This window comes from Pseudoalteromonas sp. A25 (genome assembly GCF_009176705.1).
Classification (GTDB): Bacteria; Pseudomonadota; Gammaproteobacteria; order Enterobacterales; family Alteromonadaceae; genus Pseudoalteromonas.
Window position 1 is genome coordinate 3,390,086 of sequence record NZ_AP021846.1, and the last position, 17,260, is coordinate 3,407,345.

At 42.4% G+C, this 17,260-nt stretch carries 17 protein-coding genes and 1 riboswitch; of the genes, 10 read left to right on the top strand and 7 right to left on the bottom strand.

Annotation, left to right across the window (positions count from 1 at the left end):
* Positions 1 to 144: 144 nt before the first annotated feature.
* The 7 genes from zapB to GDK41_RS14675 all read left to right on the top strand — a co-directional run bounded on the left by zapB (position 145) and on the right by GDK41_RS14675 (position 5,315).
* A complete protein-coding gene (gene zapB, locus GDK41_RS14645; protein WP_152087107.1) occupies positions 145 to 375 on the top strand; it encodes a cell division protein ZapB in 231 nt (76 codons plus the stop codon).
* Complete coding sequence (locus GDK41_RS14650; protein WP_152087108.1) at positions 375 to 659, top strand: cell division protein ZapA; 285 nt, start codon at positions 375 to 377, stop codon at positions 657 to 659. Before zapB ends, GDK41_RS14650 begins: the two co-directional genes overlap by 1 nt.
* 69 nt (positions 660 to 728) lie before the next feature.
* Complete coding sequence (locus GDK41_RS14655) at positions 729 to 1,697, top strand: hypothetical protein (protein ID WP_152087109.1); 969 nt, start codon at positions 729 to 731, stop codon at positions 1,695 to 1,697.
* Positions 1,684 to 3,198 carry a LysM peptidoglycan-binding domain-containing protein gene (locus tag GDK41_RS14660; protein WP_152087110.1) on the top strand — a complete coding sequence of 505 codons (1,515 nt, stop codon included), beginning with the start codon at positions 1,684 to 1,686 and terminating at the stop codon, positions 3,196 to 3,198. The genes GDK41_RS14655 and GDK41_RS14660 overlap by 14 nt, the downstream gene beginning before the upstream one ends.
* Positions 3,199 to 3,253: 55 nt before the next feature.
* Positions 3,254 to 3,742, top strand: a complete 489-nt coding sequence (locus tag GDK41_RS14665; RefSeq protein ID WP_152087111.1) for an FKBP-type peptidyl-prolyl cis-trans isomerase — start codon at positions 3,254 to 3,256, stop codon at positions 3,740 to 3,742.
* Positions 3,743 to 3,753: 11 nt separating this feature from the next.
* Positions 3,754 to 4,482, top strand: coding sequence for an SDR family NAD(P)-dependent oxidoreductase (locus GDK41_RS14670; RefSeq protein WP_152087112.1), 729 nt, complete (start codon positions 3,754 to 3,756; stop codon positions 4,480 to 4,482).
* The gene (locus GDK41_RS14675; RefSeq protein WP_152087113.1) at positions 4,479 to 5,315 is read left to right on the top strand and encodes an amidohydrolase family protein; all 837 of its coding nucleotides are present in this window, start codon (positions 4,479 to 4,481) and stop codon (positions 5,313 to 5,315) included. The genes GDK41_RS14670 and GDK41_RS14675 overlap by 4 nt, the downstream gene beginning before the upstream one ends.
* Here the strand turns inward: GDK41_RS14675 and GDK41_RS14680 are convergent.
* The 5 genes from GDK41_RS14680 to GDK41_RS14700 form a co-directional block, all read right to left on the bottom strand.
* Positions 5,312 to 6,049: a YggN family protein gene (locus tag GDK41_RS14680; protein WP_152087596.1), complete on the bottom strand. Its 738-nt coding sequence runs from the start codon at positions 6,047 to 6,049 to the stop codon at positions 5,312 to 5,314. The two genes, GDK41_RS14675 and GDK41_RS14680, sit on opposite strands and share 4 nt — an antisense overlap.
* A 93-nt stretch (positions 6,050 to 6,142) precedes the next feature.
* Positions 6,143 to 6,673: an Lcl C-terminal domain-containing protein gene (locus tag GDK41_RS14685; protein WP_232056470.1), complete on the bottom strand. Its 531-nt coding sequence runs from the start codon at positions 6,671 to 6,673 to the stop codon at positions 6,143 to 6,145.
* Positions 6,670 to 8,346 carry an Lcl C-terminal domain-containing protein gene (locus tag GDK41_RS14690; RefSeq protein WP_152087114.1) on the bottom strand — a complete coding sequence of 559 codons (1,677 nt, stop codon included), beginning with the start codon at positions 8,344 to 8,346 and terminating at the stop codon, positions 6,670 to 6,672. Before GDK41_RS14690 ends, GDK41_RS14685 begins: the two co-directional genes overlap by 4 nt.
* A 20-nt stretch (positions 8,347 to 8,366) precedes the next feature.
* A complete protein-coding gene (locus GDK41_RS14695; RefSeq protein ID WP_152087115.1) occupies positions 8,367 to 8,699 on the bottom strand; it encodes a hypothetical protein in 333 nt (110 codons plus the stop codon).
* Between the two features lie 24 nt (positions 8,700 to 8,723).
* On the bottom strand, positions 8,724 to 9,374 hold the full coding sequence (locus GDK41_RS14700; protein WP_442960189.1) for a DUF2982 domain-containing protein: 651 nt from the start codon (positions 9,372 to 9,374) through the stop codon (positions 8,724 to 8,726).
* Positions 9,375 to 9,660: 286 nt separating this feature from the next.
* On the opposite strand from GDK41_RS14700, the gene GDK41_RS14705 reads away from it, so the two are divergent.
* The 3 genes from GDK41_RS14705 to msrA are packed head-to-tail and all read left to right on the top strand — an operon-like array spanning position 9,661 to position 14,353.
* Positions 9,661 to 10,716, top strand: a complete 1,056-nt coding sequence (locus GDK41_RS14705; protein ID WP_152087117.1) for an efflux RND transporter periplasmic adaptor subunit — start codon at positions 9,661 to 9,663, stop codon at positions 10,714 to 10,716.
* 9 nt (positions 10,717 to 10,725) lie between these two features.
* Complete coding sequence (locus GDK41_RS14710; protein ID WP_152087118.1) at positions 10,726 to 13,827, top strand: efflux RND transporter permease subunit; 3,102 nt, start codon at positions 10,726 to 10,728, stop codon at positions 13,825 to 13,827.
* On the top strand, positions 13,820 to 14,353 hold the full coding sequence (gene msrA / locus GDK41_RS14715; protein ID WP_152087119.1) for a peptide-methionine (S)-S-oxide reductase MsrA: 534 nt from the start codon (positions 13,820 to 13,822) through the stop codon (positions 14,351 to 14,353). Before GDK41_RS14710 ends, msrA begins: the two co-directional genes overlap by 8 nt.
* 65 nt (positions 14,354 to 14,418) lie before the next feature.
* On the opposite strand, the gene GDK41_RS14720 is transcribed toward msrA, so the two are convergent.
* Positions 14,419 to 16,293 carry a TonB-dependent receptor domain-containing protein gene (locus GDK41_RS14720; protein WP_152087120.1) on the bottom strand — a complete coding sequence of 625 codons (1,875 nt, stop codon included), beginning with the start codon at positions 16,291 to 16,293 and terminating at the stop codon, positions 14,419 to 14,421.
* Between the two features lie 37 nt (positions 16,294 to 16,330).
* Positions 16,331 to 16,468: riboswitch (cobalamin riboswitch) on the bottom strand.
* A 180-nt stretch (positions 16,469 to 16,648) separates the two neighbouring features.
* Positions 16,649 to 17,131 carry a YajQ family cyclic di-GMP-binding protein gene (locus GDK41_RS14725; RefSeq protein WP_152087121.1) on the bottom strand — a complete coding sequence of 161 codons (483 nt, stop codon included), beginning with the start codon at positions 17,129 to 17,131 and terminating at the stop codon, positions 16,649 to 16,651.
* Between the last annotated feature and the right edge of the window lie 129 nt (positions 17,132 to 17,260).

The following is a 17,260-nucleotide window of genomic DNA, read 5'->3' on the forward strand; positions in this document are numbered from 1 at the left end:
GAACCGTTTCTGAATAAAATTGTGTATTAGCTCCATTATCGCTCAAACTCACATAAAAATCAGTATAAAGCCGTGTATTCACTAGCATCCTAAGCGACTTTGTTTTACATTTGCATGACAAAACACTGTGATAAGAGCGCATTTATGAATAACGATACACTTCCCCAACTCGAACAGCTAATTGACCAATTAATCGCCCAAAATGAGCGCTTAAGTAATCAACTTTCTGAGCTTAAAGAACAAAACTCAAAGCTAGTTGATGAAAATGAAACTTTGCAACTTGAAGTACTTGAAAGTGAAGAAAAGCAAAAAGACACAAGTAACACATTGGCAGGTCTACTAGAGAAGCTACAAAGCGCAACTCAGGCTAGCTAATGACAGAGAAAAGTAACCAGGTTGAAGTCACCTTACTAGGAAAGACACATCAATTTGCGTGTACAGAGGGGCAGGAACAAGTGCTCCTCGACGCTGTTTCTTTGTTAAATCAAAGAGTTGAAGACATGAAACAAAGATCAACAGTGAGAAATGAGCAAAATGCTCTTCTGCTTGCAGCATTGCATTTGTGCCACGATTTACAAGCACTTCAACAAACTAATGAATATCAACAAAATCAACAACAAACCCTCATAAACAAACTAACAGAACATTTGGGGAAGTAATTTGTTACTTCCCAAAAAATGCATTATCGGTTAAATTATCACCTCTTTTGTTGTAAGTAATAGGCGATTATGCGTTTAATCTTTGCTGCTATTATCAGCCTGCTATGTAGCGTTGCCCACGGAAACCAATGGCACCATGTTGATGCCACGACTTGGCTAGTATCGCCCTCAAAACCAGCACGCTATATTCAAGAAAATCAAGCAATTATTATTGGCAAGCACTGTGCGGTCATCGTCAACGCCCATGGTGACTTTGTGGCGCTTGAAAGAATGATAAATACAGCAAAGCGTCGATTACAAGTGCCTGTTTGCTATTTAGTCAGCAACTCAGCAGATATTCAACAAGTGATCGGTATATCTTTGCTTCAAAGGGCATTTCCCAGCGCTAAGTGGTACGCAGGACAAGCAATTGCAGACAACTTAGTTCAGTACAAACAAGCCTTAAATGACAAAGTAACACTGCTGCGTCAAAGCGTCTTACTAAGCAAGCAAAGGTTGTCAAAAGCAAAAAATAGTCAAAAGATACAAAAGCATATCGATATCGCTCAGCAAAGGCTGAATGATTGGCAACACTTGAACCTTAACGCTCCAATCGCATTACCTGAACAGGAACGACTGATACTAGAACTCGGTGAACTTGAAATTGAACTCAAAACAGAAACAGCCTTTAGTTCTGCAGACATATCTGTGTTTAACCCCAGCAACCAAGCACTGATCGCAGGTAATAGTGTTGATAGTTTGCCACTAATTAAACACCAGCAATTAGCCAATTGGCTTGCGTATCTAGATAGCCTAAAAACAAATGAGCAAATTAATTGGTTGCTGCCTGCCCACGGTAAACCCTATAAAAAAGAGTTACTGCAGCTGCCCATAATGTTCATAGAAGCGCTAAATAAAGACCTTTCGAATGACTATGTAAAACAGAGTCTATCCGCTCACTACCCTAAGATTGATAGACAGCGACTCATTCACTACTTCCAACTTGCAAAACGTCGCTTAGATACTTATCCGCAGGAAAATGAAGATGCAGCGCTATAATCTAAATCTGCTGCTCCTAAGGTTAAGGCTATTTAGCGTCATAGGCACGTGCGCACTTTTCCTAAACGCCTGTGCTACAACCCAACCTTCAGTAGAAAATAAGCAAGACACCGTAGCCATCAACAACTCATTGGTAAGCACTACTGTAGTTGAGCAGCCTGTAAATAACGAGACTAAAGAAACTGAAGAAGCTCCAAAAAAAATAAGTTTAACCAAAGCAGAGAAACCACAAATCACTGATCTGTGGCAAAGAATAAGTTCACAATTGAGATTTATCATTGAACCCAACGAGCGACTCGAAAAGCGCATCAATTGGTATCTCGCACAGCCAAATTACCTTGTATCTGTGTCAAAACGTGCCAAACCTTACCTTTATCATATCGTCAAAGAGGTTGAGCGACGTCGCCTGCCTATGGAGTTAGTGTTACTGCCATTTGTAGAAAGTGATTTTAGGCCCAAAGTGACTTCATCTCAGCAAGCCGTGGGCGCTTGGCAACTTGTGAACTCAACAGCTTATCATTTTGGTATCACAACCGATCAGTGGTATGACGGACGACAAGATGTGTTGGCTTCAACACATGCAGCCTTAGATTATTTGAGTTACTTGTACAGACGCTTTAACGGTAACTGGTTACATGCATTAGCTGCATATAATAGTGGCGAAGGACGTGTAAAGAGTGCGATAAAAAGAAACAAGCGTCGCGGTAAAAACACCAACTTTTGGCATTTATCGTTACCCAAGGAAACCGCCGATTATGTACCAAAGTTAATTGCGCTGAGTTATCTATTACAAACTGAACACCCAAACTTTAAACGACCAAACATACCAAATTATGCGCTAACAAGCCCATTAGATATTGGTCAGCAATTTGATTTTTCAATTTTGGCATCGTTAACAGGTGTCGACAAAGCATTATTGCATAAACTCAACCCCGGCTACCTGCGCCATCAAAGCTCCCCAAATGGGCCACATATCGTGTTACTTCCCTTTACAGAGCAGGCACTATACACAAGTAGCTTTTTCCAACGTTATTTTAGCCAAACTTATACGGTACAAAACAACGACACCCTTTATCGCCTAGCAAAGCGCTTCAACACATCTATTGAGACGATTAAACTGTTAAACAACAAAACCAGTGATATGATCCGCGTTGGCGAAACATTGAAAATAAGCCAAGCACAGGCCTTTGACAGCCTCCTTATTGACTACGAAATAAGCCCCTATGTCGCACAGGTACAACAACCTAAACAAATGACCATGGAGTTTCACCATACGATTGATGAAGGTGATTCACTGTGGAAAATAAGTAAGCATTACAAAGTATCAGTAAAAGACCTGCTAGTGTGGAACAAACTCAAACCCAACCAAGTATTGAAGCCAGGCAAAGTGCTCGTTTTACATTTGCCAAAAGGGAATGAAACACAGAAAAAACCTGCTCCAAACGTCTTTCTATCGGACTTAGAACGGCTAGTAAAGCCAGAAACTCGTTCTAACCGCTAGCTCTGAGCTCTTCGCTCACGTAAAATACACGCAAACAGATAAAATCGAGATAGCTATGCAAATTGCAAAAGATACCGCCGTTGAGTTTCACTACACGCTTAGTGAAGCTGGAGAACAAATCGAATCAAGCACTACGGGTGAGCCTCTCACTTATTTACATGGCAACGACAGTATGCTGCCAGGTCTTGAAAATGCCCTTGAAGGTAAGGCTTCAGGCGACAAATTCAGTGTGACTTTAGAGCCTGAGCAGGCATATGGAGAGTATCAAGAAGGTCTAATCCAACGCATTCCCCTTAAGCATCTGCAAGGCCTTGGCGATAACAAAGTATGGAAACCTGGCATGTCAGCTATTGTTGAATCAAATCAAGGTCGCCATCAAGTAAGCATCGTAAAAGTAGGCAGATTTAATGCCGATTGCGATCTTAACCACCCTTTTGCAGGAAAAACTCTCACATTTGATGTAGAAGTGATTTCTGTTCGTGAAGCGACTGCTGAAGAACTTGCACACGGTCATGTTCATGGTGCAGGTGGCTGTGGCCACTAAGGGATAAGCAAATGAATAAAGTTGCCATTGTCACCGGTGGCAGCTTTGGCATTGGCTTGGCCATTGTTCAAAAGCTGCTATCACAACAATTCCAAGTTTATAATTTAGATATTGCACCAAGTGATGTCGGTGAGTATGTACACTGTGATGTAAGCAAAGTGGCTGAAGTACAAACTTGTATAGAGCAGATCATTGCTCAAACAGGCGCAGTAGACGTGTTAGTCTCTAACGCCGGAAAGCACCTTAGTGCAAATATTGAAAACACTGATGAGCAGACCCTAGACAGTTTATTTGCGCTGAATGTCAAAGGAGCCTACGCGGCAACTAAAGCTGTGCTTCCTATCATGAAAACTCAGCGCAACGGTACCATTGTGTTCATATCCTCTGATCAAGCAATTATCGGTAAAACAAACTCGTTTGCTTATAACATGACCAAGGCTGCGTTAGCCTCGATGGCTCGTACCACCGCGCTGGACTACGCATCATTTAACATCCGAGCAAATGCAGTATGCCCCGGAACCATAGAAACGCCTTTGTTCCATAGCGCAATTGACAATTACTGCGCAAAAAGTGGTGCCAACAAAGCGGATATTGTTGCTGAAGAAGCACAATTACAACCACTTAATCGACTTGGTCAAGCCCATGAAGTCGCAGCACTTGTCGCTTTTTTGGTCAGTGAAGATGCTAGCTTCATTACCGGAAGTTTGCAGAGTATAGACGGAGGTTATACCGCCCAATGATGCCGATTATTGACCCTCACTTACACTTTTTTGATTTGTCTCAGGGTCAATATAGCTGGCTAACAGGTCCATCAGCACCTTCTTGGCCTAATTTGGATAAAATTGCCCGCAATCACGGACCTGAAAACTTAGTGCTTGATGATACGTTCATGCTTGCCGGCTGCGTTCATATTGAAGCGGGCTTTGATAATGATGCCCCTAGTGCCGAACTAGACTGGCTTGCGTCTCGGGTGACATCACTTCCCTACCAAGCTATTGCTTATCTAGATATCACTCAAGCGCCAGCATTGTTTGCAAAAAAGCTCGATGCGCTAAAAAGCAAAGCACACTTTATTGGGATCCGCGATATCAGTGAGGGTACTCATATCAGCAAATTGAGTCACCCAAATACACCACCCAACCTCGCATATTTGGCCCGCAATCAACTTATCTTCGAAGCCCAATTTGAATTGACCCATGAAACTGCAGCCAAGCAATTTTCAATACTATGCAAAGCACTCAACACACTTCAAGTTGTGGTTAATCACAGTGGTTTTATACAAAAAAATGATAATTGGCATAAGGGGTTAGAACACATGGCAAGCTGCAATAATGTAGCGATAAAATACTCAGGCCAAGAACATGTCAAAAGACCATTAGATGCAAAGGTACAACTAAATTATCTGCTAAATACATTTTCTGATGAGCGAGTAATGTTTGCCTCAAATTACCCTGTGTGTCTGATAAGAGCTGATTATGCCACTGTTTGGCGTGAATATTATCAGCTTGTAAGCAACTCTAAATTATGGAAAAAACTAAGTTACAGTAACGCCAAACGCCTCTACCAACTCTAAGAGCGGATCTGAACCAAATCATAAGCACTCAGGCTAGGCACAATTGTTTGCAAACGCGTCTCTGTCTTGTCTAGTGTGTTAAGACATTCACAATACTCTTCAGCCTTTTCTTCGAGTTGCAGCGCCTTTTTCTGTAATGACTTGTCAATTTCCTTTGAGATAATGTCCATACGCTGCCCCATATCCGTTATTCTATCTTCTATATTGCCTTCACGGGACTTAAACGCATCACCTAACGAAACCAAAATAGCGCCTAACGAGCCATGCACGGCAGAATGGATCTTTTTGCTTATCTCTTTGGTAAAAAAATCATCAATTTTTGAAAGCGACTGAGGAGCTATAAAGAAAAAATCGTCACCACGTTTAAACTTATCCATTAACGCGCGCTCTACATACTGCAGTTGAGTTTTAAGCACTTCAGGTTCTTTGTCAGACATACCCTCAACCACCTGCTCAATAGCACTTAGGCCCAGGTTAACCCCATCCGTAGCCAAATTCACTAGTTCAGGCACTGTGTCTCTTATACCTGTGGCATACTCACGTAGTACCCCTGTTTCTTGCTCTGATAACTCAACCCAATAACCGCGGATCAAAAGCTGATCATCGTTATTGATTTGCACCCTTGTTTGACCGTTATCAACGATGCGAATTTCACTGTCAGTGATTATTAACCCATGACTGAGCTCAACATCGCACTTATTTTTTGCCCATGCAGAATGAGAACCCAATAACATTAGTGTTGATAAACAGGCTAAGCGAAACAAAGCAGTGCTACTCCTCGAAAGAAAACGTGACCAAGAGTAGCAAATTTTTATCTAATGCCAAAGCTATTTGGCGTATCTAACAAGCCGCAAAAAGATATCTGATGTTTTAGCTTTTAGATTGTTTTTACCATCAGAGAATTGGTAGGCCCAAGCATGATCAACTTGAGACGTTGCTGTCGTACTAGTCCAATAATTGTCGCTTTGTGCCGATGTAAATACCGCTAAATTAATTGCAGGCTCAACACAACGATGCTCAAGAATGCTTGCTAATTCTTTAACATTGGGGACATGCCAGTCTTTAAACCCTGCATAATCACTATTTTTGCCTGCACTAAGCGCTTGCTGCCAATTAAGCTGCAACGCTGCACTGTTGCACTGTTTAGTTTGATTATCGAAGCTTTGGCCAAAATCACACACTTGCCACATCAGGCCGGTTTTACTATCTAGCACGGTGCCATTATCGTTAACAGTAAATCGTTCAGAGGGGGTCGTGCTGGGCGTTACCGTTTTTTCTACACAGGCCTGCTCAGCGTAACTGGGGATTGATAAAAATAATAAAATATTAAAAGTTATTAAGCTATAACGTATCTTCACGGCGTTCTCACCAATCTCACGTATGCGGTATTTGATTTTGGATAGGCAAGATCGTTACCCGTTTGCATATCTAAAATAAATGCTTGCGTTAAACTTCGCCCATCAACGCTAGTTTGGGCCGTCCAATAGTAAAGATGCCCAAGCTGTGACTGTGCCGGCATATTCGGAAACATCTCTGTATCAAGCAAATGCAAGGCTTCTTCTATGCCAAAATCAACGAGGCTAAGTAGTTCAACATAGGTTGGCAGTCTCCAGTTACTTCCACCACAAAAGTTACTACTATTGACCGTATCAATGTATGTTTGAACGCCACAATCTACATTACTTGGACACGTAGAGTTAGCAGCTCCAGTCACGCCACCTGGCAAGGCCTCACCTTTGTCATCTAAGACATACCATGTGTAATGGTTATTGGCATCTCTGACGTTGGTATTAGGTACCGTGCCTGTGTTTGCTAATTTAACTTCCCATATTAGTCCATTAATATTATCTCTAACGCAGCTAAAATTAGTTGCTGTATCTGGTAGCTCATCGGCAAACTCATTTAATTTTGTGTAATCAAATGAGGCCCTACCTTTACCGGATTTATCTATAAATGTAGCAACACTGTCTCGTCCAATATCCGCATCTTGGCGAGGATAATCACTACTCGCGCAACTTACTTTTGCGCTGCTATCATAACACTGCGTAACACCGGTATCTTGAATAAGTCCCAGTGCTTTGGGCTCAAGTGAAATCTCAGTAGTATCAGTATCATTAAAATTATTGGGATCTGTGACAGCCACTTGAAATGAAATTGACGTAGTCACATCAACATCTGGCGCAATAAATTGCGTTATACATTTGTTTTTATCTTCTATTTCAACCGACTTACTATTACCCGATAGCGCGACTTGCTCCCAAACACAACTAAAAATTCCTGATGCGGTTTTGCTATTCGATGCATCTAACACAACAGAGTCAAACTCTACCACGGTTTGCGGCTGTCCAGCGTCAGCGATAACAGGTTTATCAGCCTTAAGTAACGTAATGCTAAACTCTGTGCTTGCACTTCCCCCTTCATCATCTGTCAATGTAAGCTGAAATTTTGCCACATCATTTTTGACGAGCAATGGGTGAACAAACCGAAGCGTTTGTTCAGTCGTAGTATCCAGTGACAGAGCAGGCCCTGATATCTGCTGCCACGCATAACCAACGACCTGTCCATTTTCGTCAGGATCACTAGACTCTGCGGCACTGAACTCAATAACATCCAAATATTTAGCTTGTGTTTCTTCTGGAAGAGTCTGGGCAACAACAGGGATTGGCAACTGATTTTGAGAGGTGAATGAAACGGTTATAGTATCTGACACTACATTACCATCTGGCGCGATATAATCAGCTTTAAAATTAGCAACGGTATCAGACTTTACATCGGGTGCTGTAACGGAAACTTCTTCGCCATCTTGAGGAAACCCCTCAATGTTTGGTCCACTCACCACCTGCCAGCTTACAGTACCTCCTTGAGGAGACACCTGTGCGGTGAGCGTAAAATCTGACTTCTCCAAAACCGTAAAATCGTCGCCAACATTAATACTGGCATTTTCTACAGCAGAGCTAGAGTCAGAGCCACCGCCTCCACATCCAACTAACAATATGCCAATTAACAGCGGTAAAGCCTGAGTGATTTGCATCACCTCTCCTTTGTAATGTGTTACAAATAGCTATCTTGGTGTATTCGTACAAAAAGCTTTGTACCTACTTTTGAATAGTCCACTTTATATTCTCTACCGTCTAAAGCCTGAATAAACAGTAAACGTTTTACTTCACCAAAAATATCAACGCTTGAGATTTGAACTACTTCTAGGTAGCGCTCTTTTGCCTCCCTTCGATTTCTCGGTAACTCTTCTTTGAACGGCACAAGGCCCATAGGAGTTACTTTAATCTTTGGGTGAGTCTCGCCATTCACAATAACTAAATCGAGCTTTTTCTCTTTATGTATGATGGTGTTTCTGCCACTCTTAATAAAGGCTCTTTCTGTGCTCATGGATTGTTCCTGTTACTTCTTTCGTTATGGTTGTTTGCTATCCAGCAACAATGCAACCACCTCATCTGGACTTAACTTCCAGCGATTTAATAATGTCGAAAAATGCCATATATCCCTATCTAAAACCGTTGCTGGCAAAAGCAAATCATATCCAGTCAACGTTTTAAGATTATGCATTCTATTTGCAAACATCGCTATCAAACCAGTGTACTGGGCACCTGATGGTGAGCGATAATCGTTCGGTTCAACTAGCCATTCTGATGGGCAGTTGCCGTTTTTGCAATGTATTTTAACAGCTTGTAAAAAAATATACCGCTGTTCTATCAACAATTTTCCAGCTAATCTTGGGCTTAAAGCATTCAAAAACTCATCAATATCCTTAAGTTTAATACCAACCGCATTTAACTCAAGAATTTCAAGTCCCTGTGATACCGTTGGCACCCCTGCGCTATGGAAATTTTCATATTGAATACGCCACATTCCAAACCGGTGTATATAGCATATTTCTTTATTATCAATAACTAAACTATAATACGGCTGCTGACTTTTCAAAAAACCAATTAATATTGCTAACAATGCAGCCGCACTCAACAAAATTTCAACTATGCTGATTGGAGTGCTTCGCAACGAAACAAATAGCATGATAACGATTAAACTAATGGCACCAACCAACATAAACTCAACACTGTGGCGGTTCGCCAAGGCACGTAATTGTACTCGCTTATTCGACATAAAAACCAAAATAGAAAATAAACATCAACAACGCCCAAAGAATCACATATCTTATTGTGATACAGGTACTACAAGGTGCTCGCTTCGGCTTACCTTGTTTTTCAGAACGGTTTAATTGTTTCAATACGGTCAACTTTTCGGCCAATTCACAAAATTATGAGATACCTAACTATATGTATATGAGTTGTATTTTGTACACTAGTAGTATCTCTTTTGGTGGTATTTTTTTATGTTCACACAACAATCTGGCAAAGCACTATTTCCATTTATCATTTTGCTCCTCATTGCCATAACCGGTTACTTATATCTACCCAGCACCCAGGGGAAAATGACTCGAGGCGCAAACAGCGCCACAACGGTTAATGCTCAAACCGTAACAAAGCAAAGTAAAACAATATCACTGTCTGCCGTTGGTAGCGCCCGAGCGAATCATGCTGTGCATATATCAAGCGCTCAAAATGACTACATTACACACATTTACTTTAACGATGGTGATGAGGTTAAGCAAGGCGAGCCGCTGGTACAGCTACAAAGTCAGCAAGAAAAGTTTGCCGTCAAAGAACTTAAAATTAACCTCAAAGAGCAGCAAAGGCAGCTAAAACGATTGGAGGACTTAGCCAAAAGCCAGTCGGCTGCGCGTTCGCAACTCGAAACGCAACGCTCCATCGTTGACGCATTGCAAGCTAGCTTGCAACTAGAGCAAAGTAAACTGGACGAACTGTTGATTAATGCCCCTTTTTCAGGTGTTCTAGGCAAACGGCTCGTCTCTGTTGGTAGCTTTGTCAGCTCTAACACCCCAATAACCACATTAGATGATATCAGCATCATCAAAGTCGACTTTCACGTACCTGAGAAGCACCTAGGCACACTTAAGCTTGGTATGACCGTGGTCGGCAAGAGTGATGCATATTCGAATCAAACTTTTGCTGGCACAGTCACTCACATAGACCCTAGAATTGATAGCGATACCCGCACAGTCCAAGTAACAGCAAGTTTTGACAACACCAACGCCCTGCTTCGCCCAGGCATGCTCATGCATATAGAGTTACAACTTACGTCACTGCATGCTGTAATGCTACCAGAGAAAAGTGTGATCCCTCGTCAAGATAAACATTATGTCTATGTTATTGATGAGCAAAACAAGGCCCAACAAGTTCAGATAAATATACTCGCGCGATTTAAAGGCTGGGTTGCGATTTCATCCGGAGTGGAGCAAGGTCAGCAAGTGATCACCGAGGGGGTAATTAAAATTCGCCCTGGCAGCAACGTTATGGTCAAAGGATAGGAGTCGGCTGTGAGGATCACTGATACCGCCGTAAGACGGCCCGTTTTTGCCATAGTTATTAATCTACTATTATTAACGTTTGGCATAGTCGCATTTAGCATGTTGCCGTTGAGAGAATATCCTGATATTGAAACCCCGATAGTGAGTGTGAGTACCAACTATACAGGCGCGTCTAGTGAAGTGGTTGAAGCTAAGATCACTCAAGTGCTTGAAAACAGAATATCAGGTATTGAAGGCATAAAGAGCATCACCTCATCTAGTCGCAATGGTCGGTCAAATATCACCATCGAATTTAATATAGACCGAGACATCGATGCCGCAGCCAATGATGTTCGAGAACGCGTGTCCCGAGCTTTAGATAGTTTGCCAGAACAAGTACGCCCACCAGAGGTCTCAAAATCTAATTCTGATGAAAGTCCAATTGCTTGGTTTGTGCTTAATAGTGAAACGATGAACACGCTACAACTGTCAGATTATGCCCAAAGGTTCATCGTTGACCGTATTGCGGTAGTGGATGGTGTATCAAATGTTCGCATTGGCGGTGAACGTCAATATGCGATGAAGATTTGGTTAGATAGAAGAGCGATGGCAGCTCGAGGCGTGACTAGTAGTGATATTGAACAAGTACTGAGGCGAGAAAACGTAGAGTTACCAGCTGGCGAAATAGAGTCAATGGATAGAGATTTTGCGGTTCGCATCACCCGTAGCTATAAAACCCAAAAAGACTTTGCCAACTTGATCATCAAGCGCGGTGAGCAAGGCTACTTGGTCAAACTCAAAGAAGTTGCTGACGTACGCCTTGAAGCCGTTGATGATGAAAGCACCTTTCGTGGTAATGGCAACAACATGATTGGCCTAGGCATTGTTAAACAAGCTAAGGCTAACACACTGGATGTAGTTGATAATGCTAGAAAAGAGCTTGAAAAGATTAAACGAAACCTACCTGAAGGCACTACCATAGAAGACAGCTACGACTCGTCGGTGTTCATTCGTGAGTCTATCACCGAAGTGTATCGCACTCTTGCCATTGCAATGGCGTTAGTGGTTGCAGTGATTTTCTTATTCTTGGGAAATGTGAGAGCAACATTGGTTCCAGCACTGACTGTACCAGTGGCATTGGTAGCCACATTTATGTTTTTGCTGGCCATGGGTTATTCAATCAACTTACTCACTTTACTTGCGCTGGTGCTAGCGATTGGCCTTGTCGTAGATGATACCATCGTCATGTTAGAAAATATCCACCGCCGTATAGAGCTAGGTGAACCACCTTTACTAGCGGCATTTAGAGGCGCAAGACAAGTAGGATTTGCGATTGTGGCAACAACGCTTGTATTAATAGCTGTGTTTGTTCCACTGGTATTTATGGATGGCCGAATTGGCGCACTATTTACTGAATTTGCGATGGCGGTAAGTGCAGCTGTACTATTTTCTAGCATTACAGCGTTAACTTTATCTCCTGCCTTATGCTCCAAAGTACTTAAACCAAGTGAAAAAGAAAACCGCTTCACTCAATGGACGGAAAAGCTGCTCTCACGTTTGGAGCAAAGCTACCGAAAAGTACTTCAAGATAACCTTGTTCGTAGATACAGCCTGATAGTGACACTGGCGCTTGCAGGACTAGCTAGCTATACGCTCATGCAACACATTTCTTCTGAGCTCACGCCAAAAGAGGACCGAGGTACTTTCTTTATCATGATGAATGGCCCTGAGGGGGCGAGCTACGAAAATAATTTAGCTAATATGGAACAAATAGAGCAACGCTTGCTCCCATACGTTGACAAGGGCGAACTGAGCCGAGTCTTAGTGCGTGTGCCCGGATGGGGCGGTCGCGGGGGCGTTGCCATTGTTGGTATGCCAGATTGGGATGAGCGCAAGCGCTCTTCATGGGAAGTCATGGCAGAGATCAGTGCAACTATGCGCGAAGTAACCGATGTGCGAGCGTTTGCAATTATGCGTCGTGGTATTGGCGGTGGCGGCCAATCTAGACCAGTCGAGTTTGTGCTGCAAGGTAACGACTACGATGAGTTAGTGCAATGGCGAGATAAGATTATTGCGCGTGCTCAACAAAACCCAGGATTAGTAAGAATCGATCATGACTATAAAGAAACTTTCCCTCAATTTTTAATCAGTATCGATAAAACCAAAGCCGCCGATCTTGGCGTGTCGATTAGCGACATAGGTCGCACCCTAGAAACAATGTTAGGCCAGCGCCGTGTCACCACATTTATAGACCGTGGTGAAGAGTATGATGTCATTTTAAAAGGCATAAAATCTGACTTTAGCGCTCCCAACGATATCCATAATATTTTCGTAAAATCTCGCACCGATGCGCTTGTACCACTTGATAGTTTGATCAGTATCCGTGAAGAAGCAACTGCAGCGCGACTTAACCGTTACAACCGTATGCGGGCAATCACGATTACTGCCAACCTAGCTGACAATTACACACTCGCTGAAGCACTTACATTTTTGAATGACGTCGCAGCACAAGAAAATGACATTGATGGGGCGATTGATTATAAAGGCGAATCACAACTTTATTATGAAGGCGCATCAGCAATGACGTATGTGTTTGTGTTAGCGCTGACCGTTACCTTCTTAGTACTGGCCGCACAATTTGAAAGCTTTGTGCACCCATTGGTTATCATGTTAACCGTACCGCTTGGGCTCGTCGGCGCGCTTTATGGGCTCTATTTAACAGGTAATAGCCTTAATATTTATAGTCAAATAGGTATCGTGATGTTGATAGGGTTAAGCGCTAAAAATGGTATCTTAATTGTTGAGTTTGCCAACCAACTTCGTGATCGCGGTATCCCCTTTGAACAAGCGATCTTAGATGCCTCTGTACAAAGGCTAAGACCCATCATCATGACCTCTTTGACTACCGTAATGAGTGCGATCCCATTAGTTTTAGCATCGGGGCCCGGTGCTGAAAGCCGTATGGTAATAGGTGTGGTTATTTTTGCAGGGGTAAGTGTCGCGACAATTTTGACGCTATTTATAATCCCATGTGCATATAACGCGTTAGCGAAACACACACAATCTCCTGAGTTTATTAGCCAAAAACTGGCCTCTCAGGCAAAAGAACACAAGGAGTTAGAACATGACTAACCTACACAAAGCGACTTTAGGAGGCGGATGCTTTTGGTGTATTGATGCCGCTTTTCGTCAAGTAAATGGAGTTGTTAAAGTGCGTTCTGGGTACTGTGGCGGACACATCGAGCAGCCAACTTATCAGCAAATCTGTCAAGGTGATACAGGCCATGCAGAAGTCGTTGAGATCCTATTCGATCCCCAAGTTATCAATTACAAACAACTACTAGAGATGTTTTTTACACTGCATGATCCAACTCAGTTGAATCGACAAGGTAACGATGTGGGTACACAATATCGCAGTGTGATTTTTTACCATGATGAGCAGCAACACCATCAAGCAAAGGATGAAATAGCGTCACAGCAAACTGCCCACCCCGAGCCGATTGTGACTGAAGTATCTGCTGCATGCCCATTTTATAGTGCAGAATCATACCATCAGGACTATTACACCAATAATCCTAACCAAGGATATTGTAGTATCTTAATAGCCCCAAAACTGGCTAAGTTCAAAACACAATTTAGCCACCTATTAAAAGAGTAAAAAGCAAAAAGCCAGTTTCATGAAACTGGCTTTTTGATTGACCACATATTTAATCTACTAAACAATTAAAATTGTACTGTTACACCGACATAAGCTTGCCTACCCTGCGGTACATATCCCAAAGTGTCGCCATTTGTTGCAATACCGGTAGCAGCCGTAATGTACTCTCTGTCGGTGAGGTTTTCCAACCTCGCGTTAAGCGCAATATTATCAAACAGTGCATAGTTTGCCGCTGCACTAAAGATGGTATAAGCACCTAAAGTTCTTTCCACAGCATTAAATTGGCTATCGTACAACGTGATACTGGGTCGCGATGAGCGATATTGCAGTGTTAAACTCGCATCTAGTTGCTGCCATGATTTCGAGAGTGTGTAATTGAATGACGTATCTGGCCTACGTACTAGTTTTTTACCTGTCGAGTTATCTTTTGCATCTAATAAAGTTAAATTAACACGATGGTCAATTCCCCAAGCAGAAGCAACCGCTGATAATTCCACTCCTTTCATGCTCGCTTTATTGATATTGCTAGCCACATATTTACCTGTTTCGTTTGGCAAGCTCACGATCATCTTATCTATTTTATTATTGAAGACAGCGACATCGTAGTGGCCCCACCCAGTTTCAAGTGACACACCGATCTCGCTATTCGTGGCTTCTTCAGGCTTAATATTTGGGTTAGGCAAATACCATGGGCTGTTTTTTACATACGCATGAGTTAGTGTCGGTGCTCTAAATGCCGTTCCATGATTCACTCTAAAAGTAACAGTATCATTTGCTTTAAAGCCAACCCCTGCTGTGTAGGTATTAGCTCGGCCGTGAAAGTCATATTCATCTGTACGTGTCACTATGTTTGCAAGCCACGGTCCCTGCTCAAAAAATCCGCCAACATATATCGCTTTGTTTGTACGTTCAGAGTGGGTAAATTCGGCTGACGCCTCAGATAAGTCCTCGTTTAAATGACTTAGACCCGCTGACAACTGCAGCGCCTCTGACCATCGATAAAGTGCGCGATATTCAAACTCAACACGCTCAGTACTATAAACATCATGCTTAGGTGTGCCAGTTTGGGTATTTTCTTCTTGTGATGTACTCACACTCGCGTAATGCTCCACTGCACCATATCGCTTGTCCCAGCCAAGTTTAGCAGTATAATTTTCAAACTCGTAGGCATCGTTGCCCCATGAACTATCATAATCACTATCGCCCTCACTATATTGTACTTGTGCCGAGAGTTTACCGGCAAGTTGACTGTCATAGCTCAAATTAAAACCGATATTTTTATTCGTATAACCATCGCTATCATGGTTTTTATCAAGAGGCATATCAGCAGCCTTCGCCGTTACATCAAAGCCATCCGTGTCTTCATAACCAAGATTAAAGCTAAACGACAATGCCTCAGATGAAAAGTGTCCAGCTTGCTGATAAGCAACATAATTATGACTACCTGATGTAAGACTTATTTGGTGCTGCTGTGCTTCTCTAGTAATAATATTGATAACGCCAGCCAATGCATCAGAGCCATAAACGGCGGCACGCGCACCTTTTACTACTTCAATACGCTCAATACTGTTCAATGGAATGTTAGTAAACGACACGCTGCCCGAATTTGCATCACTGATCCGCACCCCATCAACAAGCACCAACACGTGCTTGGTGGCAGCCCCACGCAAAAACACGCTCGCTTTTTGGCCAAAGCCACCATTTTTCACAACATCGATACCTGCGACAGTATTCAATAATGAAGGTAAATCTCTAAGATTGCTTTGCTCAATTTGCGCACGTTCAATAACATTGACCGTTGCCAACGTGTTGTTGATAGCTTGCTCAAACTTATTTGCAGTAACGGTTATTTTTTCAATGTCTTGCTGTGTGGTTTGTGCACAGACACCAGATGATACAGCAGCTAAAATAGCCACTGCCAAAGTTGATTTGTTTTGCATGATATCCTCAAACTTGCGCCCACCGCACAAGTAATACTAGTAAGTTGAATTTAAGGCCGGTCTCCGGACTTTGCCACTTTGACATCACCGTTGCGGGGGCAGTGTTGGATTACAGTCACTCCTATGAATGTCACCAACTTCCCGATTATCTTAGCTATTTAATTGAAATTTTCTTTATCACGACAGCGCAACACACTGTCTAGCTAAGCACCTTAAATGGAGGCGCTATTGTGCGAACTTTAGAAAGGATTGTCAATGGACGTCTAGAAATCTAAAGCAAGCAAATTCAGTCAGTGCTTGCTTTAGATGATTTGGGTTGTTTTTTGCAATTGAGCGCAAGCTAAAGCACGCTTAATTAATCTCGGAAGTTTTTAAACTGAAAAGGCTGGCCAAGCTCTGCACCACGTATAAGCTGCATCACTTCTTGTAAATCATCACGCTTCTTACCGGTCACGCGTACTTCTTCACCTTGAATAGCCGCTTGTACTTTAATTTTTGAGTCTTTGATCAGTTTAACGAGCTTCTTAGCCATCTCTTTTTCGATACCTTGCTTTAAAGCAACTTTACGCGACACATGTTTGCCAGCACGTTCGATATCTTTTAATTCTAAACTAGCCACATCAAGGCCTCGCTTAGATGCCTTATTTGCTAAAATATCAAATAATTGCATAACTTGAGGATCGGCTTCGGCTTTTAACGTGATCATTTCATTCGTCAACTCAATAGATGCATCGACCCCACGGAAGTCATAGCGCGTTTCAAGTTCACGCTTTGCATTATCAACCGCATTTTTTGCTTCGGTCATTTCGATTTCAGACACAATGTCAAAAGAAGGCATGTTATTCTCCTAAAATATGAATAGCTCAATTATATCAATCAAAATAAGAATGTGGGTAAAAAAGTGATATTCACCCACCAGCCAGTTTTAGGTGATATACTGAGCCCCAAATAAACGGCTTTTAACCAG